This window comes from Caulobacter sp. FV1ye6ST, assembly GCF_058681225.1.
In genome coordinates this window covers 1,620,311-1,640,895 of the sequence record NZ_CM178733.1, presented here as the reverse complement: position 1 = coordinate 1,640,895, position 20,585 = coordinate 1,620,311, and the positions used below count along the sequence as shown (strand labels likewise).

The window sequence follows — 20,585 nt, the reverse complement described above, 5'->3', positions numbered from 1 at the left end:
TGCTGGACTGGGCAATGAAATGCTGGTCTGGGGAAAGGCCTATATTGCCAGCCAAGTCCTCAAGATCGATCTGCTTAAGCCAGCGTTTGGCTTGAACGCTCGAGGGTATCATCGATACTTTAGCACCCCGCGTCTAGATTGGGTGGCCCACCGCCTCTTAGACGCCGCAACACCTGGAGCAACGTTTACCAGGTCAGACTATGAAGCCCGCAAGTCCCTTGGATTCGCAGGGGCGATCCAGGATTTCGCCGAGTCCCGCGACCTACACCGTCGCAGCTTCTATGTGCTCCGCCTTGAGGGTATGTGGGGTGGGTTGCGTGCGGTCGAGCCCGCTCGAGATTATCTATATTCGCAACTCCTCAACTCGACCTTTACCTTGGATAATCTCTTTACAATTCGCCAGCGACTAGGCGATCGGCCGATAAATGTTGGTTTTCATATCCGGCGCGGTGATTTTTCTCCAGATTCTATAGAGTTGGACTATCGCGGAAAATTTAACGTCGCTGTTCCGCTTCAATGGTATGCTAACATTGCCGCGAGCATAAAAAGGCGGCTCGGTAATTCAGTTCAGTTTCTTGTAGTCTCTGATGGTAGTCCGTCTGAGCTTGAGCCGTTCGGTAGTTCAATTCCATGTATATTTACAAGCGACATTGAGAACAGCGACATTTCAGATCTCTTGGCACTCTCAATGTGCGATTTAATTGTGTGCTCGATATCTAGCTACAGCCTCTGGGCCGCATTTTTCTCGAGCGGGAGATATATATGGCTCTCCCATAACCTGACCGTACGCGACAATTTAGCCACGATATGGGGGGGGGATGCCGATCAACTGGAGGCCGGAAGTCCCACGACAGTCGCTATTGAATCAACGGCATCGCGAATGAGGGCCGGAAAACACCCTAACACTCGAGGCATTGCAGTGGACTGGTCTGGCGAAATCCCTGAGGAAATGTTCGCTTATCTTGAGCACCGAGCCGAGTTGAAGCGTAGCGAGACCGACCTAATCCGCTACGGGGCGGTCCCTACCTTCGACGGCCAGATTTCGTGAAAGTGCTCTTTGATCACAACGCGTTCTCGCGACAGACCCACGGTGGCATCCCGCGCTACTTTGCTGAGGTGTTGTCACACGCGAGGGAGCAGTCGGATGCCACCCTCAAGGTCGCCTCTCCGATCTACACTAACTATTTTTTGCAGCAGTCCGGCGCCCTCCTGCTTGGAGGCGCGAGGATCCCACAGATGCGAGGCGTCGGCCGGGTTGCTAACCTTGTGAATGAGGCAGCAACGCGGGCAGCGATCGCTGCCTGGAAGCCTGACATCATCCATGAAACTCATTATAGTGGCCGAGACTACTCTAGGCCGGATAGAGTTGTATTTACGGTGCACGATCTGACACCGGAGCTATTCCCGCAACACTTCGAGCACTACTCGGCAATACTCGCCAAACGACGTAAAGCATTCCTATCGGAAGCTTCGTTCGTAGCCATTTCCGAGAATACCCGTCGGGACCTTACTGCAATGTTCGGCGTTGACCCAGAGAGGGTTCGCGTAATTCACCACGGTCGTTCCGATATGCCTCATATCAACGCCATGGAGCGAAGTAGTGACCAGCTGCTGTACGTCGGAGGGCGCGACGGCTACAAGAACTTCACAGGGCTCGTTTCCGCGTTTCGCGCGGACAAGCTTCTATCTTCGGAAGTTGAGCTGGTAATGTTTGGCGGAGGACCGGCCAAGAACTCAGAGATCGAAATGTTGTCTGAGGCCGGGATAAAGCGCTATAGATTCTCGAGCGGCAGCGACTTTGATCTCGCCCGAGCTTACAGGAGAGCAGCTGCTTTCGTATATCCCTCGCTCTACGAGGGCTTTGGTCTCCCATTGCTGGAATCAATGACGAACAGATGCCCAGTTGCCTGCTCAAACACGAGCTCCTTTCCCGAGGTCGCAGGCGATGCTGCCCTTTACTTCGACCCAACGTCTCCGGAAGACATCGCCAGATCTTTGTCGACACTGTTAAGCGATAGCGTTTTGCGAGACAGTCTATCGAAGACTGGAGCGTCTCGCGCGGAGACGTTTAGCTGGTCTCGCTCGACCCGAGAACACATCGAATTTTACAAATCGCTCGCGTAGCCTCGCACCTCCTTATGTCTAAGCAGAAAACAAACATTAGTTGGACCTACAATGGGATTGAACGCCGTTAACAATAGAGGAGATACGCGCGCCGGCGCAGTAAGCGCCGATGCCATAGTGTCTGCTTTGCTTTGCGCATTCATAGTTATGGCAAGCGGACTTTATTTTTCGACCAAGGTTACTCAAATCGCGTCCCTAGGCGAGCGCAGTGTGCTTTCTGACGCATTCCGCACCCTCCGCCTAATTCTTCTGATTTGCGTAATCGCAAATATACGAGTAGCCATATACGGCCTTTCTAGGCATTGGCTGCTTACCACAGGCATAGCGATTGCAATACTGTCATCTATATGGAGCGCCGATTCTTATCAAACATTGCGCGCTGCGGCTGATTTATTAGTTTCAGCGGCGTTTATTCTAGTTGCCGTGTCGAGATTAGGAGCGGAGAGAGCACTTCAGACGGCGTGGCTTACTGCCAGTTGCCTTCTTCTAATATCAGCAGCCTTAGCAGCAATAGGCAGCCCGTACGCAGTAGTCGAGGGCACCTCCCTATGGCGCGGCCTTACGATCAGCAAGAATTACTTCGGAGCATTCGCTGGCGCCCTCATCGTAGCGACGTTCTTTCTGAGGCCGATTACAAAGCTCGCACTCGGAATACGCGCGCTCGTATTTGTAGTGGCAGCCGTATCACTGGTGTGCTCCGGCTCGATGGGCGCGTTAGTAGCCACCGTCCTCGGATCGATCGGAGCCTTGTCACTTAATGGGCTTGAGCGCGTCCGCCGGTCCAATCCCATTTTGTTCGCAGCGCTCGTGCCTGCAATCATCCTCTTGATCATTGGGGCCGCCTATCTTGGACCAATGCTGATCTTGAGCCTCGGCCGGGACTTCACCTTCACAGGCCGTACTTACATTTGGCAGGCTGTTCTACCTCTTACGTTCGATGCTCCTATAGGCCGCGGGTACGGTGTGTCAGGAGGTGTCGAGGCCTTCAGTGCAATTAGTCAAAGGGCCCGCTCAACCTATAACGCAATTGACAATGCTTTTATTGTTCTCGCCCTGGATCTCGGCTGGCTAGCTTCCGGACTGTACGCTGCAGTTCTTATCAGAAACAGCACTTCAATCATTAGGAACGCTGGAGGGAAAACGGTGGGAGAGGCATCAGTTTCCGCCTACGCTTTATTCCTTTTGGTGCTGAGCGTAGTCGAAAAGAGTGGCGGCCCGTACTTTTTCTTCAGCTTCATTTGGTTCTTACTAGTGTATCTGGCTGCTCATGCCCAAGGGATTACTGACGGCCGGGACAGGCCGAAGGCTTCGAACTTGAGCGGGCGTACAAGGCTACTTGCACTTCCTGCAGAAGGAACATGAGCCCCCGATCATCATGATGTCTGCCGATTTCCGTAGCCGAACCGGCGACGCTCCTGCGCCAGAGCATCGAGCCGCTAGCGCAGGACGGCGTCGTCGGGCCGCGTGGCGCGTAGCGCACGCTCGTGCGATCCGCGCCCAGAACCCGGCACGCCCGCCGCTCGCTCATCTCGTAGGCCTGGCCCAGGTACGCCGCGGCCCTCCGACGCGCGGCGTACCCATCCGGTGACGGCCGTGCTGGCAAATAAGCGGCGCGTCCGACCGTGGCGAGCGTAAGCGGAGCCCCAACCCCACCTAGAGTGACCTGCCTCTGAACTTTCATCCGGCGGCGACTAGAGCCTCGGGGTTGGTTACGCCGTCTGGCGCGGTGGAAGCAACAGGCCGGCGCGCGGAGCTTTCCGGCGGCGCAGCGGGACGGCCTGTTGCGATCAGGTGCGCGGCGTAGGCCGCGGGGGTCTGGTAGCCGATCGACGAGTGCGGCCGGCGGGTGTTGTAGTCGAGCGTTCAGGCGGCCAGCTTCTGGCGGGCGTGCTCGAGGCTGAAGAACAAAGTCTCGTTCAGCAACTCGTCGCGCATGCGCCCATTGAAGCTCTCGACGAAGCCGTTTTGGGTCGGCTTGCCAGGGGCGATGTAATGCCAGGCCACACGCTGGTCTTCGGCCCAGGCCAGGATCGCCGTGGAGGTGAACTCCGTGCCGTTGTCGCTGACGATCATTCCCGGGCGCCCGCGCCGGCGGACCAGGGCCGTCAGTTCGCGGGCCACGCGCCGGCCCGACAGCGAGGTGTCGGCGATCGCCGCCAGGCATTCGCGCGTGACGTCGTCGACCACGTTGAGGATGCGAAACCGCCGCCCGCCGGCAAGCTGGTCGTGCACGAAGTCCAGCGACCAGCGCGCATTGGCCTTGGCCTCCACCAGGATCGGCGCGCGCGCCCCTATGGCGCGGCGACGCGAGCGGCGCTTGCGCACCGCCAGGCCCTCCTCGCGATAGAGCCGGTAAATCCGGTTCTTGCCCGAAGGCTCGCCCTCCCGCCGCAGCAGCACGAACAGCCGTCGATAGCCGAACCGCCGACGCTCGGCGGCCAGGCTGTGCAGACGCTCGCGCAGTTCGGTGTCCGGCGCGCGCCGGGACCGATAGCGCACCATCTTGCGATCGGCCTGGACAACGGCGCAGGCCCGCCGCTGGCTCAGCCCCAGAGCGCTCTGGAGATGGGCCACGCCCTCGCGCCGGGCGGCGGGCCCTACCATTTTTTTGACAGCAGCTCCTGCAGCGCCGCCTTGTCCAGCATGGCGTCGGCCAGCAGCCGCTTGAGCTTGGCGTTCTCGTCCTCCAGCGTCCGCAGACGCTGGGCCTCCGACACGCTCATCCCGCCGAACTTGGCCTTCCAGGCGTAGATCGTGCCTTCCGACACGCCATGCTTGCGGGCCAGCTCACCCGCCTTCGCCCCAGCCTCGTTCTCCCGCAGGATCCCGATGATCTGCTCTTCGGTAAATCTCGCTCGCTTCATGTCCGTCCTCTCAAGGGCCGGACTCTAGCTCCGCGTGGAGGAAAAAATCAGGGGCAGGTCAGCGGCTGAGGGATCAGGTCTGGGTTAGCTTTGTATTCCCGCACGATGTCCGTGAGGCAGTCGAGGCCGGCCGGGGTAAAGCCCTCGATCTGTTGATCGTTGGGACCGTAGATCCAGAGATGGCCGTCCTCAGGCTCCATCTCGTCGCAGATCTCGGAGAGCCAGTCGGGGTCCTCGTCGAGCATCTCGGCCACGAGAGCCAGGGTATAGACCCGGGTGACAGCCGCCATCGCTAAGCCGCCTGCGGTTGGTCAGCCTCGATAGGCCGCCAGTTCCACGGCAACAGCTCATCGATCCGGTTGGCGGGATGGTCGGCGATGCGGCCGATGACGTCCGTGAGATAGGCCTCGGGATTGATCCCATTGAGCCGGCAGGTCTGGATGATCGTGTAGAAGACCGCCGCCCGGTCGCCGCCGGAATCGGAGCCGAGGAAGGTCCAGTTCCTGCGCCCCAGGGTCAGGGGGCGGATCGCACGCTCGGCGGCGTTGTTGGTCATTTCCAGCCGGCCATCTTCAGTGAACCGGCAAAGCGCAGGCCATAGTTTGAGACTGTAGCGAATGGCCTTGGCCAGATCGCCCTTGCGGCTGATCCGCATGAGGCTGTTGCCCAGGAAGGCCTTGAGGTCGGTCAGGAGCGGTACGCTGCGCGCCTGACGCACAGCCAGGCGCTGCTCGGGGGGCATGCCATTGATCTCACGCTCGATCGCGAAGATGTCGCCAATCCGTTCAAGCGCCTCGCGCGCCAGAGGCGACTTGGTCTTGGCGTGCTCCTCGAAGATCTGACGACGCGCGTGCGCCCAGCAGGCGACCTCGACCAGCCGGGACTGGCCTGTGTCGGGGTCAGGCTCATAGAGCCTGTCGAAGCCGCTGTAGGCGTCGGCGTGCAGGAAGCCGCGACACGGGGCCAGCAGCGCACGGGCGTGCTCGCCCTTGCGATCAGGAGAGTAGCGATAATAGGCCGCCGGTCGGTGGCTCGGCGCCCAACCCCGCTCATCCCGGACCACGGCCCACAGGCGCCCCGAGCGCGTGCTGCCTCGCCCAGGCTCCTGGACGGGGACGGGCGTGTCATCGGCATGGACGCAGGGGCCGGCTCGGGCGTAGGCGCCGATGGCTTCGGAGACCGCAGTCAGAAGCCAGGCCATGCGGCCTATCCAGTCCGCCAATGTGGAGCGTTCCAGCTCCACGCCCTCCCGGGCGTAAATCTCCGATTGCCGGTTGAGGGGCAGGTGATCGCAGTATTTGGCCACCGCCACATGAGCCAGCAGCGCCGCCCCCGGACGTCCACGCTCGATCGGCAGGCTCGGCATCGGCGCCTGGCTGATGGCCTCGCAGGCGCGGCAACTCAGCTTGGGGCGCACATGAACCACCACCTTGAAGTGGGAGGGGATGTATTCAAGCACCTCGCGCTCATCATTGGCGATCTTGCGCAGCTTGTCGGACCCGCAGACCGGACAGGCGCATGGTCCCGCATGGGTGACGATCTCGCGCGGCAAGTGATCCGGGAGCGGCCGCCGGTTTCCCTGGCGCGGCGCCGGCGCTGCCCTGGGGTTTGCTGGCGACGTCGAGGCGGTGCGAGCCTCGTCTTCAGCCTCAGCCTCCTCCATGTCGCCGATGACCAACTCTAGCAGGTCTATCTGGCGGTCGATCTTCTCCGAAGACTGGCCAAAGCGGGCGCGCTTCAAACGCGCCAGTTCGCCCCTCAGCTTCTCGATATGCAGGGTCTTGGCATAGAGTTCGGACTGCAGCGCCGCCGCAAAAGCCCGAAGCTCATCAGGGTCAGTCGGTAATGCTGCCGTCGCCAGTGACATGCCGATTTATAGCAAATCACTGCTCCGCAATCGATGATAATCGTCTGAATTCAGCCGGTTATCAGACCATTTCCGGTCGCCGCACGGGCTCGGCCGCCACCGTCCTGCGCCAGTCGATACCCTCCAGGAGCAGGGCCAGTTGCGCCGCAGTCAGCTGCAGCCGCCCCTCGACAATCGGCGGCCAGACAAACCGGCCGCTCTCAAGCCGCTTAGCAAACAGACACATGCCGCTGCCGTCCCAGGCGAGGATTTTCAAATAGTCACCGCGCTTGCCACGGAAGACAAACAGCGCGCCCGAGAACGGATCAGCCCTCAACACCGACTGGACCTGAGCGGCCAAGCCATCAAAACCTTTGCGCATGTCGCAGGGCGTGGTCGCCAGGTAGACGCGCATGCCCGGAGCCGGTGAGATCAAGACGCCGCCCTCAGCGCACGGAGCGCTCTGACCAACGCAGCCTCGCTCACCACGCCCTCAACGCGGACACGGGCGCCGCCAGGAAGTTCAATCAAGATCTGCCCCTCGGGCCTGGTGCAGGACGGGACCTCTTGGTCCGGGATCACGTCGATCGGCGCAAAGGCGGGCGGCGGCGTCTCGGGCGCGGCTACGATCCGTTCGCGCTGCCGGGCCTCGCGACGCCAGGTGAACAGCAAATTGGCGTTGAGGTCGTGGCGACGGGCAACGACCGACACAGAGGTCCCGGCCTCATACGTCTGCGCCACCATTTGCCGTTTCTCTTCGTCGCTCCACGCGCGACGAGCCCTCCTGCGCGCCTTGCCTGTCGCATCAGGACCCACGCGAACCAACGTCGACATCGTGTCCACTAAGCCCAAAATGGACACCATGCCGCCCACGCCCGGAACTTAGGCCCGAGCCCGCGCCCTCAACAGGCGGTCATGATCGGACACTTACGGATCCGGTCGCCTTGAAGGCGCGGATCAAGGAGATCGCCGAGACCCGGGTCCGCTACGGCTATCGGCGGATCACCGTGCTGCTCGAGCGGGAAGGATGGGCCGTCAATGGCAAGCGGATCTATCGCGTTTACAAGGAGTTGGGCCTTCAGCTGCGCAACAAGACGCCCAAGCGCAAGGTCAAGGCCAAGCTGCGCGAGGATCGTCAGCCAGCCTCCGGCCCCAACGATGTCTGGGCCATGGACTTCCTGCATGACCAATTGTTCGATGGCCGCAAGATCCGCATCCTGGCGGTCATCGACACCTTCAGCCGGTTCTCGCCGGCGCTGGATCCGCGGTTCGCCTACAAGGCCAGCGACGTCGTCCAGACGCTCGAACGGGCCGGAAAGGCGGTCGGCTATCCGCGGGTCATTCGGGTCGATAATGGCCCGGAATTTGTCTCCCGCGACCTGGACCTTTGGGCTTACCAGCGGGGCGTCACCTTGGACTTCAGCCGGCCCGGCAAGCCGACCGACAACGCCTTCGCGGAGTCTTTCAACGGCAAGGTCCGGGCCGAATGCCTGAACACCGCCTGGTTCATGTCCCTCGACGACGCCCGTTCAAAATGCGAGGCTTGGCGTAGGTACTATAATGAGCAACGTCCCCACAGCGCGATCGGCGACAAGTGCCCGATCGAGCTCATGAACGGCGCCGGGCCATATGGCCCGCCCGGCGCCTGACCGGCGAGAAATCCCGGCCCGAACTGGTCCAAGGTTGGGGGCAAGGTTAACGTTAGTGCGTCGGAGGTCATTTTAGTGCGGCCAGAACGCCATCGGCAAACCGTTCCGCCATACAATCAATGGAATATTGCCCGCTCGAAATCTTAGCACCCTCTGCAAGTTGGCTACGCAGCACCTCATTCTGGAGAAGCGCTATGATCGCGGTAGCGTAAGCCTCCTCGCTAGAATAAGGGGAAACAACTACGCCATTTTTTCCATCTTCCAGGTAATCGATTTCGGGACTGTGCCAAGGAACGTCTGTGGTTACGAGCGGAATGCCGTATGCAAAGCTATCCAGTACACCAAGCCCTACTAAGCCAGGGAGAACCATTACCTTCGCCAAACTCGCAATGACTGCCTTCTCTCTGCCGAACTTGGGGCCGACGTACTTAATCCAGGGGTACGCTAGGGCCGCTTCCGTCGCCAAATGTTGATCCGCCCCACCGCCCACAACAATTAACGAAAAGTCGGGCACCTGGTCTCTCACACGCTTTGCCGCGGAAATAAGAAACTGTAATCGCTTCTCAGGATATATGCCGCCAATGTAAATAGCGACGTTATGCGAAACGTTGAGTTTCACTGCTTTCTGTGTGCACTCAAGTAGAGAGACTGAATTATATTCTTCCAACATCTCTGTGACATCAACGCTGTTGTTAAATATAGTTATTTTCTCTTTTGGAAAGCCGGCCTCACAAACGATGTTACGCGTAGCTTCTGTGTACCCAAACCACCAATCTACTTCGCGAATAATTGCGGACTTGAAGCGCTCCTTAATGTCACGCTTCCTTCCCGCTTGAAAGTTACGCCCATGCCCAAAGTATGCCAGTTTTGGACCTCTAAGAAATCGCCGGCTAAACTGCAGAGGGTAGTTGTTTAAATTTTTGAGCTCTTGCCCAATAACTACAAGCTCGTAGTCTCGCATATTGCGAACGGACAAATACCCCATCTTTCCGAAATAATGCGTTGGAAGCTTCGCAGCCCAAGGCAGCTCTGCGAGGTCACCTTTTTTGGCTTCCGCTTGCGTTGGGGTGCCGTAAATTAAATCGTACTGGACACCTCGCTCGCCCAATCGTTCACGTACAGCGTTGTGAAAAGGCACACGATAGTGGGTGAGAATTCTCGCTAAAAATGCTACCTTACGCATAACGCATTCTCCAGAGATAATTCCGCCATAGGCACACCAAAACCAATGAACATCCTTATATTACACAATGCCTATAAGGAAAAAGGCGGCGAAGATACAGTAGTTTCGAATGAGGTCGAAGCGCTCAGATTCGCGGGCTATAATGTACACCTCGAAGTGGTTTCCAACGAAAATATCCAAGGCCCACTCTCGCAAATTAGCACCCTTCTGAACGCACCCTATAATAGTGCTCGGGAAGATTGGGTAAGGGGTCTTGTTGTGGGCAACAAAATTGATGTTGTGCACGTTCACAATTTCTTTCCCATCTTATCGCCATCCATTCACCGGGGAGCGCGACTAGGCGGTGCGAAGGTGTTTCAAACACTCCACAATTACAGAATGATCTGCGCAAGTGCCTTTCTTTTCAGGAAAGGCGCTCCATGCGACAAATGCGTTGAGGGAAGTAATATCTGGGGGATTGTACACAGATGTTACCGAAATTCTTTCGCAGGAAGCGCCGCATTAGTAGAAATGCAAAATCAGCTGAAACGGCGTAACTGGCTTTCTAATATCAATGCACTTCTTGCTCTTAGCGAGAACCAGAAAGCCGACTTCGTCCGAGCAGGCTTCCCGAGAGATAAAATTGCCGTCAAGCCAAATGCTGTAGTTCTCGACCAGACAAAGACATGCGCGGAGAGACTAGGCGCGCTCTATGTCGGCCGCCTTTCACGCGAAAAGGGGGTGGACGTTTTGCTATCCGCTTGGCGGAGCCTGCCTGATATCCCGTTGACAATCATCGGCGACGGCCCAGACCGTGCAGCACTGGAAGACGCCGCTCCTAGCAATGTCACGTTCAAAGGATTTCTAGATCGAAGCGAAGTCCATGCCGCAATGAGGTCAGCAGATTTCCTGATCGTTCCGTCAGTCTGGCCCGAGGCATTTGGCTTGGTTGCCATTGAAGCTTTTGGAAACGGGATTCCAGTTGCTGCATCCGACGTCGGCGCACTTGGAACGATCGTGTCGAGTGGCGTTGACGGAGTATTGTTTCCAGCCGCCGACCCGCTTGCGCTCATCGCTGGCGTGCGAACGCTTGTAAGCGCCACGCGCGGTGAGTTCGCATCAGCGGCTCGGCAGAAATATCTGGACCTGTATACCCCTGCGAAGAACCTTGAACGACTTATTCAAATATATTCGAGCTACTGAGCCGCAGAGCTTAGGCGCATAAGGTTTCGCAGAAACGCTCTAGAGCATTTAGCGATCTGATTGAATCGTTTGGGATTCCCAGGTCGGTTGGTTTCTGATTCAAGCTTCGTGCTGGATCGGAGGCCGGCGCGGATGAGCAAAGCGCTGTCTCTGGATCTTCGCGAGCGGGTGATGGCTGCGGTCGACAGTGGACTATCGTGTCGGGCGGCGGCCGCGCAGTTTGGGGTCAGCGCGGCGAGTGCGATCCGGTGGCGGCAACGGATGCTCAAGCAGGGGGATGCGCGGCCAGGCCCCCTTGGCGGGGATCGCCGCTCCGGGCTCGTTGAGCAGAACGCCGAGGTGATCCTGGGGATGCTTGAGGCCAAGCCGGATATCACCTTGGCCGAACTGCAGGCGGGCCTGGCCGAACGCGACGTCACGGTCAGCAGTTTGGCGATCTGGCGGTTCTTCGGCCGGCGGCGGATCACGCTCAAAAAAAGTCGGCCCACGCGGACGAGCAAAGCCGTCCCGATATCCTGAAGCGTCGACGGGCCTGGTTCGAGAGTGACCTGCCCCTGATTTTTTCCTCCACGCGGAGCTAGAGTCCGGCCCTTGAGAGGACGGACATGAAGCGAGCGAGATTTACCGAAGAGCAGATCATCGGGATCCTGCGGGAGAACGAGGCTGGGGCGAAGGCGGGTGAGCTGGCCCGCAAGCATGGCGTGTCGGAAGGCACGATCTACGCCTGGAAGGCCAAGTTCGGCGGGATGAGCGTGTCGGAGGCCCAGCGTCTGCGGACGCTGGAGGACGAGAACGCCAAGCTCAAGCGGCTGCTGGCCGACGCCATGCTGGACAAGGCGGCGCTGCAGGAGCTGCTGTCAAAAAAATGGTAGGGCCCGCCGCCCGGCGCGAGGGCGTGGCCCATCTCCAGAGCGCTCTGGGGCTGAGCCAGCGGCGGGCCTGCGCCGTTGTCCAGGCCGATCGCAAGATGGTGCGCTATCGGTCCCGGCGCGCGCCGGACACCGAACTGCGCGAGCGTCTGCACAGCCTGGCCGCCGAGCGTCGGCGGTTCGGCTATCGACGGCTGTTCGTGCTGCTGCGGCGGGAGGGCGAGCCTTCGGGCAAGAACCGGATTTACCGGCTCTATCGCGAGGAGGGCCTGGCGGTGCGCAAGCGCCGCTCGCGTCGCCGCGCCATAGGGGCGCGCGCGCCGATCCTGGTGGAGGCCAAGGCCAATGCGCGCTGGTCGCTGGACTTCGTGCACGACCAGCTTGCCGGCGGGCGGCGGTTTCGCATCCTCAACGTGGTCGACGACGTCACGCGCGAATGCCTGGCGGCGATCGCCGACACCTCGCTGTCGGGCCGGCGCGTGGCCCGCGAACTGACGGCCCTGGTCCGCCGGCGCGGGCGCCCGGGAATGATCGTCAGCGACAACGGCACGGAGTTCACCTCCACGGCGATCCTGGCCTGGGCCGAAGACCAGCGTGTGGCCTGGCATTACATCGCCCCTGGCAAGCCGACCCAAAACGGCTTCGTCGAGAGCTTCAATGGGCGCATGCGCGACGAGTTGCTGAACGAGACTTTGTTCTTCAGCCTCGAGCACGCCCGCCAGAAGCTGGCCGCCTGAACGCTCGACTACAACACCCGCCGGCCGCACTCGTCGATCGGCTACCAGACCCCCGCGGCCTACGCCGCGCACCTGATCGCAACAGGCCGTCCCGCTGCGCCGCCGGAAAGCTCCGCGCGCCGGCCTGTTGCTTCCACCGCGCCAGACGGCGTAACCAACCCCGAGGCTCTAGTCGCCGCCGGATGAAAGTTCAGAGGCAGGTCACCAGCCAGCTGGACCTAGACCCCGCGCGGCTTGTGTTTCTCGACGAGACCGGGGCCACCACCAAGATGGCGCGTCGGCATGGACGGGCTCGGCGCGGCGAACGCCTGCGGGCCAGCGTTCCCCACGGCCACTGGAAAACCACCACCTTCATCGGCGGCTTGCGTCTATCGGGCATGACCGCGCCCATGGTCTTGGACGGCCCCATGACCGCCGCCTGGTTCCTGGCCTATGTCCAGCAGGTCCTCGCCCCCACGCTGGCGCCCGGCGACATCGTCATCCTCGACAATCTGGCCGCTCACAAAAGCGCGGCGGCTCGCGATGCCATCGAGGCCACCGGCGCCAGGATGCTCTTCCTGCCGCCCTACAGCCCCGACCTCAACCCCATCGAAAACGCCTTCTCCAAGCTCAAGGCCCTGCTGCGCAAGGCCGCCGCCAGAACCCTCGAACAGCTCTGGAACGCCATCGCCCAGGCCATCGACGCCTTCACCCCACCAGAATGCGCTAACTACTTTGCCGCCGCCGGATACGATGCAGACTGATCGAAAAATGCTCTAGCTCATTAGCTCGAAAGACTGAATCAGTTACTGGGTGCAACGGCGCTGAGCACGTCTGGGCGCAACCGTCCAGCCGGTCCACCATAGTTATAACCGTCGGGATCATCTTTCAGCCCCCAAAACGCATACGGAAACCCCTCTCTGTCTGCAACTTCACGGACATCTCGCAGCCAACGTATTTGGCCTGGCCGTAATATAGCATCCGCTTTCGAAGCACCGATTGCCGCTCCAAACTCTCCAAGAAACACGCGACTGGGTGGGATTTTATTACGATTTGCCCACAACGATACCGCTTCGAACCGTTCTTCAATACGAGCCCGCGTCCCCTCCCCGCTCTTCGGAGTAATACTCGCGTTGGGAAGTACTTTTTTGAATAAATCGGAACGACTGAACGGATAGTCGATCGCGTCGCAAGACGCGCATATGATCCTCTGGTGCGTGAAGTAAAATGGCTCATAGAAATGGAAAGAATAAATTACGTTCGGATCTCGCAGTATTTCAGATGAGGGGAAATTCAACAGCCCTTCCACCTGCCCACCACAGCCCGTTACAACTAAAGGGATACGCTTCGACTTGCTGCGGATACGAAGGAAAAACTCCTCTTGGATTAAATTCCAGCTGTGCCGCGTATTCTGTTCGCATGACGGTTCGTTCGCCAACTCCAAACCTACGTATCCATGCTTTTTTCCACTCAGAAGTATGGCTAAATTCTCAAGCATCGAACCATAGCGATCTACGCGATCAGTACTCGCGAAAGATTCTTTAAAGCCTCCCGTTACATCAGGAGACCAGAAATGAAGGTCGACTATTACTGACAAACCCGCACCAACAAATACATCGACTGCACGCTCTACGTATGATGCGGCTCGCGCCTCTGAACCACTATCGCCGTAAAGCATAGGTACAGGATTAACCACTAATCTTACTAATTGAAAATTCTGGCTTCGTAGATTTCTAGCGATATGCTTGGCGAGGCGGGGATCAAAATTAGTATATGTAAAACCGGCCTTCACTCCAGTTTTATCGATGGGCTCAACATAGACTAATGAAGGGACAGCAATTCCTACCCGTGCTGTCCTTAAGTCAGCTGCCGTGGTCTCGGAAGAGGACGCGAAAGCAAGCAGCAGCCCCGCGGCAAAAACGCTGGCTAGGATCGCTCGTCCGTTGCGCCGTCTTGTCATGATGGGAATCATCGTCTTGTTATATTGAGAAAGCCAAGCGGCAAAACTGCTCGCTCGCGCGCTCCAATCGATTGAAGTTAGCACCGACCGATCGAGGCGTAAGTAAACCCGTGGCGAATCATTTCGGCCGGCTTGTAGACGTTGCGCAGGTCGACCACGATCGGCGCCTTCATCAGGACCTTCAGGCGGTCGAGGTCCAGCGCCCGGAACTGGTCCCACTCGGTCAGGATGACCAGGGCGTCGGCGCCCTCGGCCGCTTCATACGCGCCGCTCTTGAAGTCCACGCCGGCCAGCATGTGCGAGGCTTCCTTCGCGCCTTCCGGATCAAAGGCCTGGACCTTGGCGCCCATGGCCTGCAGGGCCGGCAGGATGTCCAGGCTGGGGGCGTCGCGCATGTCGTCGGTGTTGGGCTTGAAGGTCAGGCCCAGCACGCCGATCGTCTTGCCGGTCAGGTCCTCGGCGCCGATGGCGTGGGCCACCTTGGCGGCCATGGCCTTCTTGCGGGCGTCATTGACCTCGACCGTTGTCTCGATCAGCCGCACGGGCGCGCCGTACTGCTGGGCGGTGCGCACCAGGGCGATGGTGTCCTTCGGGAAGCAGCTGCCGCCGTAGCCGGGGCCGGCGTTCAGGAACTTGCCGCCGATCCGCTTGTCCAGGCCGATGCCCTTGGCCACCTGCTGGACGTCGGCCCCGACCTTCTCGCAGAGGTCGGCCATCTCGTTGATGAAGGTGATCTTCATCGCCAGGAAGGCGTTGGCCGCGTACTTGATCAGCTCGCTGGTGCGGCGGCCGGTGAAGACGATCGGGGTCTCGTTGAGGCTCAGCGGGCGATAGAGCTCGCGCATCACCGCCTGGGCGCGTTCGTCGTCGGTGCCGACGACCACGCGGTCGGGGCGCTTGAAGTCCTCGATCGCCGCGCCCTCACGCAGGAACTCGGGGTTCGACACCACGGCGAACTGTGCGTTCGGATTGGCTTTCTTGATGATCGCCTCGACCTCGTCGCCCGTCCCCACCGGCACGGTCGACTTGGTGACGACGACGGTAAAGCCGTCGATCAGCCCGGCGATCTCCTCGGCCGCGGCGTAGACGTAGCTGAGGTCCGCATGGCCGTCGCCGCGGCGCGTCGGCGTGCCGACGGCGATGAACACCGCGTCGGCTTCCTTGATCGCCTGCGCGCCCTCAAGCGTGAAGAACAGCCGCCCTTCACGGACGTTGCGGGCCACCAGATCGTCCAGACCGGGCTCGAAGATCGGGATCTCGCCCTTCTCCAGCCGCTCGATCTTGCTCGGATCCTTGTCGATGCACGTCACCACGTGGCCGAAGTCGGCGAAACACGCCCCAGACACCAGGCCCACATAACCCGTGCCAATCATCGCTACGCGCATCGAAGCATTCCCCGAAGAAGCTCTCGAATTTGGATCACCCGGCCACTCTCACCGCTCGATCCAATTCAGCGATAGCGAGGGCGATGTGGTAGAACGAGCTGGCCGGAGCCGGCTCTTCTATAAAGGTCTCGTCGGGCAGGTATTTATCACGCCACAGGCCCGGTATGGGCGTGCGCAGATAAACCAGCAAGCCCTCGGCGCCGGCTGCAGCCATGGCCCAGTACTTAGCGTCGTCCGTCAATCTGGCAGCTAGGACGGCCGCCTTGATCCGCTCAGTCTGCGGCCAGAGGCGCGCGCCATCGTCGTGGATCGAATAGTCGTCCAGCAGGGCGTTAACCGCCGCGCCCCGCGCCAAGTCGATGCCGTGCGCCTCGCCTGCGTCGATCATCCGCAGGGCGGCTACGGCGGCGTCCTCGCGGCCGGCCAGCTTGCTCCAGCGTAGCAGCAGCCAGCCCCATTCGAACTGGTGACCGGGCTCGCAGATACGACCTTCGATCCCCGGCGCTGGGCTCCAGTCAAGATCGAAGAATTCACGGATCTGGCCGCTATCGGTGTGAATGAACTTGGACAGCGCTAGGTCGCCGATCTCGTCGGCCAGGATGCGCCACAACGAATCCCCCCCGAGCTCGGTCCATGCCAAGCAGGCCTCCAGCAGGTGCATGTGCTCGTTAGAGCCTAGCGGCGGCGTCGGCGGATCGGTTAGGTAGAAGCCGCCCTGGGGATGCTTGCGCGTAGCGACCAACGTCTGGCAGACGTCTAGCGCCATGCGCTGCATGGCATCGGCCTTGTCCGGTGCGACCCGGGCTACGGCTGCAGCGGCAAACATCGCGAAAGCCTGGTCATAGAGCGTGGCGCTATCGTCGAGGCTTTCGCCGTTTGGCCCGATCAGGGCGCGGAACAGGCCGTCCGGTCGGCGATAGGCCGACAAATAGAACGAGAGGCCGTGCTCGATGGCCTCGAGCCAGGGACCGGTCCAGCCCAGTTCGCCGGCCAGGGAGAACGAGAAGATCTGGCGCGGCAGCACGCGCCCACGTCGTGCGCCGTCGACAGGCAGTCCGCCCAAGTCAAGCTTCTCGAAGAAGCCGCCTTTGACATGGTCTGCGCCAGCGCTCCACCACAGCGGATAGGCAGCCTCCAGGGCCCACGTCTTCAGGCGGTCTCGAAGGCGGGCGGCGGTCATGAGGACGTCGGTCATCGCGTAATGAGCTCAGATCTCTTGATTGTACTTGCCGACGCGGTCGCCTAGGCGCGGCTTCACTTCCTCACGGAACAGAGCCCGCATGTCGTCCTCCGACTGGGTGCTCTCGACGACCACCACGACTTCCGGCTTGTTCGACGAGGCGCGGACTAGGACCCACGAGCCGTCTTCCAGGTGGACGCGCACGCCGTTGACAGTGATCACTTCGGTTACCTTGCGGCCCAGGATCGAGCCGCCGGCGGCGAACAGGTCCTGGTATTCCTTCACGATGCCGTCGACGACGCCGTACTTCACCTCGTCGCCGCACTTGGGGCTCATGGTCAGCGAGGTGAAGGCCACCGGCAGGGCCTTGCGCATGTCCGACAGCTTCAGGCCAGGATTGCGGTCCAGCATGGCCAGGATGGCGGCGGCGGCGGTCAGGCCGCAGTCATAGCCGTAGCCCAGCTCGCCGTTCATGAAGAAGTGGCCGCTCTTCTCGAAGCCGGCCAGGGCGCCCAGCTCGGCGCTCTTGCGCTTGATGTAGCTGTGGCCGGTCTTCCAGTAGATCACCTTGCAGCCGTGGGCGGCCAGGATCGGGTCGGTGGCGTAGAGGCCCGTGGACTTCACATCGACCACGAAGGTCGCGCCCGGATGGAGCGGGGCGAGATCACGGGCCAGCATCAGGCCGATCTTGTCGGCGAAGATCTCCTCGCCCTCGTCGTCGACCACGCCGCAGCGGTCGCCGTCGCCGTCGAAGCCGAAGGCCAGATCCGCCTTGGTCTCACGGACGGTGTGCGCCATCGCGTGCAGCATCTCGGCGTCTTCGGGGTTGGGATTGTACTTCGGGAAGTTGAAGTCGAGGTCGGTGTCCATCGGCACGACCTCGGCCACGCCCATCTTCCGCAGGGCCTCGACGACGAAGGCGCCGGCCGTGCCGTTGCCGCAGGCGGCCACGACCTTGAGGGGGCGGGTGATGCTGGCGCGCTTGGCGACGTCGTCGATATAGCGCTGAGCCTCGCCCTCCACGCGGATCAGCTTGCCGCCGTCGCGCTCGACGAACTGCGCACCCAGCACGATCGCCTTCAGGCGGCTCATCTCGTCGGGGCCGAAGGTCAAGGGCTTCTGGGCGCCCATCTTCACGCCGGTCCAGCCGTTTTCGTTATGGCTGGCCGTGACCATGGCCACGCACGGGATGTCGAGGTCGAACTGGGCGAAATAGGCGGTCGGCGACAAGGCCAGGCCGATGTCGTGAACCTCGCAGCCAGCGCTGATCAGGCCCAGCATCAGGGCGTTCTTGATCGAGGTCGAATAGGAGCGGAAGTCGTGGCCGACCACGATCTTCGACTGGCCCAGCTCGTGGATATAGGTCCCCAGGCCCAGGCCGAGCGCCTGGACGCCCAGCAGATTGATCTCGGGCCCGAACAGCCAGCGCGCGTCGTACTCGCGAAAGCCGGTCGCCTTGACCAGCGGCTCGTTCTCGTAGGCGGCGGTATTCGGGACGAGGTCGGCGCGGGGCGCGGAGAACATCGAAAGCTCGCTGATTGAAATTGCGTGCGGCAACTAGGGCAGGGCTCACCGCGCTCCCACCTCAGCAATATTGCCCGGATCAGGTTGTTAGTAGGCGTTCTCGGCCATCAGCAGATGCGGCACGGTCATCAGCAGGATTTTGACATCACCGCCAAGGCTCCAGCATTCGATGTATTCGTTGTCCGCATCTATGCGTGCGGCCATAGCCTCAACCGCGCTTGTGCCGCCGCGCAAGCCCTTGATCTGCGCTAAGCCGGTCAGGCCGGGACGGGTGCGGAAGCGCAGGTGGTAGTTCGCGATCAACGCCCCGTACCGCTCGTCATGAGCCAGCGCGTGCGGGCGCGGGCCGACGATCGACATGTCGCCCTTCAGTACGTTGAGGAGCTGGGGCAGCTCGTCGATGCTGGTCTTGCGGAGGATGCGGCCGAGCGCAGTGATGCGGTCGTCGTCGCGCTTGGCCTGAACGACGTCAGCGCCGTTTTCCTGGCAGCGCATTGAACGGAACTTGAAGATCGTGAAGGCCTGACCGTTCAGACCGCCGCGAGCCTGCCGGAACAGCACCGGACCCGGCGATTCCAGTTTGATCAGCACGGCGATAAGCGCGAGGAGCGGGGCGAAGAACAGCAATGCGCCGCCCGCCACCACAATATCCATTGCGCGTTTCAGCGAATCCTTGGCGACCGGCGACGCTTTCGCGACGCAGCTTCGCTGTTCCGCTGACGGATTAGATACGATCAGCACGTGGTCCCCACCAGTGTACGTGTTCGGGTCTTTGCCCGAATGATTTAGAAAGCCTTTACTAAATCGATGACCAACAAACAACCGCTCGTCGTGGTTGTTAACCAACCTCTTTCGACAATGCGCCGGTTCTTGCGCGTTCAGGACACACCGCCCGCCCTATTGAGAGGCGCCGAGGTCAAGCGCGCCGGCTATTTCCGGACGAATGCGCTGATCCCATACACGCTGGATGTAACGAAATGCACGCCAACGCTTCCTTCTCGCACGCGCGTCATCTCCAGCATGTCGCGAGAAATTGCGACAAAGCCCAGAAACGACATGGCGAGTGCTTTGAGCGGCAACATGGGCGACGGGTCCGGCGCTGTCATTGACCCCAGGTCCACGTATCGTTGCCGCTGTATCCTGACGGTCTGCTCCGACCTCAGCCTGCTGACGCTGCACAGAGCCCAATCCCTAGAACTCGAAGCAGGCTGCCCAACTCCGTGGCGATGGTTCTGGCTGCAAAGCCGGTTCTGGCGTGGAGAATCCGAGTCACGGCGTCGTAGCGGCATGGGACGATCCAGCTGGCTACCCAGGCCGCGCCCTTCTGAAGGGCTGCGGCGTCGTACAGCGTGGTTGGAAGGGTCAATGGTGAGGCCGGGGAGAACGACCTTTCCGCCGCCGGCATCCAGGCTTCGAACTTTTCATCGGCTAGCCATTTGGCCAGCCCCTGAGGCGAACCGTAACGCTTCACGTCGGGATCCTCGCGGAGATAGCGTAGTGCGGCGGCCAGGAGTCGCGCCGGCGAAAGCTTCTGGGCAAAGCGACGCCAGAGCGGCCAGGCGCGAGGGCGAGAGAGCCTTGCGGGGCTGACGGCCTTCCAGGCGTCGAACACCTGGTCGAAGGCCGCACGGGCGTCCTGGACGGCCGTGTCCGCGCGCTCCTCTTTGTCAGAAGAGGAAGGTTCAGATGGGGTTCCTTGGTCGGACGCAATTGTCCGCCTCCCCCGCTCGGCGGGTCCTTCGGGGCCGGACCTGGTGGGGTCGGCCGTTCGATGGCCAAACGATAGATGTTGCTGGTCTGGCCGCCGTCTTTGCGGAAGCGATCCTCGCGCACGACCAACCCCCTGCCCTCCAGCACGCCGATCTGTCGGCGGACGTGGCGTTCGGTCATGCTGGTGATCTCGGCGAGGGTCTTGAGCTTGGGCCAGGCCTTGCCTTCGGCGTCGGCGTGGTCGGCCAGGGCCATCAGGACGGCCTTGGCGGCGATCGAGAGGCCGCCGATGCGGCGGGCCCAGTTGCGGGCTTCGAGGCTCATTTCGCGCCTCCCGAGAGGCCCGATTTTGGTTTGCAGAGGTCGGCTAAGCCCTTGATTTTGCTAGGGGCG

Annotated in this window: 16 protein-coding genes and 5 pseudogenes; 8 read left to right on the top strand and 13 right to left on the bottom strand. The window is 60.9% G+C overall.

The window, feature by feature from the left end; all coding sequences use genetic code 11:
- Positions 1-19: 19 nt before the first annotated feature.
- Genes ACW175_RS08240 through ACW175_RS08230 form a run of 3 tightly spaced genes read left to right on the top strand, consistent with a single transcriptional unit; the run spans position 20 to position 3,486 of the window.
- Positions 20-1,048, top strand: coding sequence for an alpha-1,2-fucosyltransferase (locus tag ACW175_RS08240; RefSeq protein WP_492104089.1), 1,029 nt, complete (start codon positions 20-22; stop codon positions 1,046-1,048).
- The gene (locus ACW175_RS08235) at positions 1,045-2,124 is read left to right on the top strand and encodes a glycosyltransferase family 4 protein (protein WP_492104088.1); all 1,080 of its coding nucleotides are present in this window, start codon (positions 1,045-1,047) and stop codon (positions 2,122-2,124) included. Before ACW175_RS08240 ends, ACW175_RS08235 begins: the two co-directional genes overlap by 4 nt.
- Positions 2,125-2,175: 51 nt before the next feature.
- The gene (locus ACW175_RS08230) at positions 2,176-3,486 is read left to right on the top strand and encodes an O-antigen ligase family protein (protein ID WP_492104087.1); all 1,311 of its coding nucleotides are present in this window, start codon (positions 2,176-2,178) and stop codon (positions 3,484-3,486) included.
- A gap of 77 nt (positions 3,487-3,563) precedes the next feature.
- On the opposite strand, the pseudogene ACW175_RS08225 reads toward ACW175_RS08230, so the two are convergent.
- From ACW175_RS08225 to tnpA, 6 genes and pseudogenes are all read right to left on the bottom strand, one after another.
- Positions 3,564-3,697: pseudogene (locus tag ACW175_RS08225) on the bottom strand (IS3 family transposase); the annotation flags it as partial.
- Between the two features lie 104 nt (positions 3,698-3,801).
- Positions 3,802-4,988 (bottom strand): annotated as a pseudogene (locus tag ACW175_RS08220) (IS3 family transposase).
- A 47-nt stretch (positions 4,989-5,035) separates the two neighbouring features.
- The gene (locus tag ACW175_RS08215) at positions 5,036-5,278 is read right to left on the bottom strand and encodes a hypothetical protein (RefSeq protein WP_492104086.1); all 243 of its coding nucleotides are present in this window, start codon (positions 5,276-5,278) and stop codon (positions 5,036-5,038) included.
- Positions 5,279-5,280: 2 nt separating this feature from the next.
- On the bottom strand, positions 5,281-6,855 hold the full coding sequence (gene tnpC, locus ACW175_RS08210; RefSeq protein WP_492104085.1) for an IS66 family transposase: 1,575 nt from the start codon (positions 6,853-6,855) through the stop codon (positions 5,281-5,283).
- A 61-nt stretch (positions 6,856-6,916) separates the two neighbouring features.
- Positions 6,917-7,249, bottom strand: a complete 333-nt coding sequence (tnpB, locus tag ACW175_RS08205; RefSeq protein WP_492104084.1) for an IS66 family insertion sequence element accessory protein TnpB — start codon at positions 7,247-7,249, stop codon at positions 6,917-6,919.
- Positions 7,250-7,266: 17 nt separating this feature from the next.
- Positions 7,267-7,698, bottom strand: a complete 432-nt coding sequence (tnpA, locus tag ACW175_RS08200; RefSeq protein WP_492104083.1) for an IS66-like element accessory protein TnpA — start codon at positions 7,696-7,698, stop codon at positions 7,267-7,269.
- 77 nt (positions 7,699-7,775) lie between these two features.
- Here tnpA and ACW175_RS08195 point away from each other — a divergent pair.
- Positions 7,776-8,483: pseudogene (locus ACW175_RS08195) on the top strand (IS3 family transposase); the annotation flags it as partial.
- Between the two features lie 67 nt (positions 8,484-8,550).
- Here ACW175_RS08195 and ACW175_RS08190 read toward each other — a convergent pair.
- Complete coding sequence (locus ACW175_RS08190) at positions 8,551-9,666, bottom strand: glycosyltransferase family 4 protein (protein ID WP_492104082.1); 1,116 nt, start codon at positions 9,664-9,666, stop codon at positions 8,551-8,553.
- Positions 9,667-9,711: 45 nt separating this feature from the next.
- On the opposite strand from ACW175_RS08190, the gene ACW175_RS08185 reads away from it, so the two are divergent.
- The 4 genes and pseudogenes from ACW175_RS08185 to ACW175_RS08170 all read left to right on the top strand — a co-directional run.
- Complete coding sequence (locus ACW175_RS08185; RefSeq protein ID WP_492104081.1) at positions 9,712-10,848, top strand: glycosyltransferase family 4 protein; 1,137 nt, start codon at positions 9,712-9,714, stop codon at positions 10,846-10,848.
- 132 nt (positions 10,849-10,980) lie between these two features.
- Entirely contained in the window at positions 10,981-11,367 is a 387-nt protein-coding gene (locus ACW175_RS08180; protein WP_492104080.1) for a helix-turn-helix domain-containing protein, read from the top strand.
- An 86-nt stretch (positions 11,368-11,453) separates the two neighbouring features.
- Positions 11,454-12,640, top strand: a pseudogene (locus ACW175_RS08175) (IS3 family transposase).
- 23 nt (positions 12,641-12,663) lie between these two features.
- Positions 12,664-13,197: pseudogene (locus ACW175_RS08170) on the top strand (IS630 family transposase); the annotation flags it as partial.
- Between the two features lie 38 nt (positions 13,198-13,235).
- On the opposite strand, the gene ACW175_RS08165 reads toward ACW175_RS08170, so the two are convergent.
- The 6 genes from ACW175_RS08165 to ACW175_RS08140 all read right to left on the bottom strand — a co-directional run bounded on the left by ACW175_RS08165 (position 13,236) and on the right by ACW175_RS08140 (position 20,516).
- Entirely contained in the window at positions 13,236-14,405 is a 1,170-nt protein-coding gene (locus ACW175_RS08165) for a glycoside hydrolase family 5 protein (RefSeq protein WP_492104079.1), read from the bottom strand.
- A gap of 65 nt (positions 14,406-14,470) precedes the next feature.
- Entirely contained in the window at positions 14,471-15,778 is a 1,308-nt protein-coding gene (locus ACW175_RS08160; protein ID WP_492104078.1) for a UDP-glucose dehydrogenase family protein, read from the bottom strand.
- Between the two features lie 34 nt (positions 15,779-15,812).
- On the bottom strand, positions 15,813-16,958 hold the full coding sequence (locus tag ACW175_RS08155; RefSeq protein ID WP_492104077.1) for an AGE family epimerase/isomerase: 1,146 nt from the start codon (positions 16,956-16,958) through the stop codon (positions 15,813-15,815).
- Between the two features lie 27 nt (positions 16,959-16,985).
- Complete coding sequence (locus tag ACW175_RS08150) at positions 16,986-18,482, bottom strand: phosphomannomutase/phosphoglucomutase (protein ID WP_492104076.1); 1,497 nt, start codon at positions 18,480-18,482, stop codon at positions 16,986-16,988.
- Between the two features lie 87 nt (positions 18,483-18,569).
- Entirely contained in the window at positions 18,570-19,223 is a 654-nt protein-coding gene (locus ACW175_RS08145; RefSeq protein ID WP_492104075.1) for an exopolysaccharide biosynthesis polyprenyl glycosylphosphotransferase, read from the bottom strand.
- Between the two features lie 726 nt (positions 19,224-19,949).
- Complete coding sequence (locus ACW175_RS08140) at positions 19,950-20,516, bottom strand: helix-turn-helix domain-containing protein (RefSeq protein WP_492104074.1); 567 nt, start codon at positions 20,514-20,516, stop codon at positions 19,950-19,952.
- Positions 20,517-20,585 lie beyond the last annotated feature (69 nt).

What these genes read in the sequence shown, in the direction of transcription:
- ACW175_RS08240 (WP_492104089.1), top strand. Translation starts at nt 20, where the DNA reads ATGCTGGTCTGGGGAAAGGCCTATATTGCCAGCCAAGTCCTCAAGATC.
- ACW175_RS08230 (WP_492104087.1), top strand. Translation starts at nt 2,176, where the DNA reads ATGGGATTGAACGCCGTTAACAATAGAGGAGATACGCGCGCCGGCGCA.
- ACW175_RS08215 (WP_492104086.1), bottom strand. Translation starts at nt 5,278, where the DNA reads ATGGCGGCTGTCACCCGGGTCTATACCCTGGCTCTCGTGGCCGAGATG.
- tnpC (WP_492104085.1), bottom strand. Translation starts at nt 6,855, where the DNA reads ATGTCACTGGCGACGGCAGCATTACCGACTGACCCTGATGAGCTTCGG.
- tnpB (WP_492104084.1), bottom strand. Translation starts at nt 7,249, where the DNA reads ATGCGCGTCTACCTGGCGACCACGCCCTGCGACATGCGCAAAGGTTTT.
- tnpA (WP_492104083.1), bottom strand. Translation starts at nt 7,698, where the DNA reads ATGGTGTCCATTTTGGGCTTAGTGGACACGATGTCGACGTTGGTTCGC.
- ACW175_RS08190 (WP_492104082.1), bottom strand. Translation starts at nt 9,666, where the DNA reads ATGCGTAAGGTAGCATTTTTAGCGAGAATTCTCACCCACTATCGTGTG.
- ACW175_RS08185 (WP_492104081.1), top strand. Translation starts at nt 9,712, where the DNA reads ATGAACATCCTTATATTACACAATGCCTATAAGGAAAAAGGCGGCGAA.
- ACW175_RS08180 (WP_492104080.1), top strand. Translation starts at nt 10,981, where the DNA reads ATGAGCAAAGCGCTGTCTCTGGATCTTCGCGAGCGGGTGATGGCTGCG.
- ACW175_RS08165 (WP_492104079.1), bottom strand. Translation starts at nt 14,405, where the DNA reads ATGATTCCCATCATGACAAGACGGCGCAACGGACGAGCGATCCTAGCC.
- ACW175_RS08160 (WP_492104078.1), bottom strand. Translation starts at nt 15,778, where the DNA reads ATGCGCGTAGCGATGATTGGCACGGGTTATGTGGGCCTGGTGTCTGGG.
- ACW175_RS08155 (WP_492104077.1), bottom strand. Translation starts at nt 16,958, where the DNA reads ATGACCGCCGCCCGCCTTCGAGACCGCCTGAAGACGTGGGCCCTGGAG.
- ACW175_RS08150 (WP_492104076.1), bottom strand. Translation starts at nt 18,482, where the DNA reads ATGTTCTCCGCGCCCCGCGCCGACCTCGTCCCGAATACCGCCGCCTAC.
- ACW175_RS08140 (WP_492104074.1), bottom strand. Translation starts at nt 20,516, where the DNA reads ATGAGCCTCGAAGCCCGCAACTGGGCCCGCCGCATCGGCGGCCTCTCG.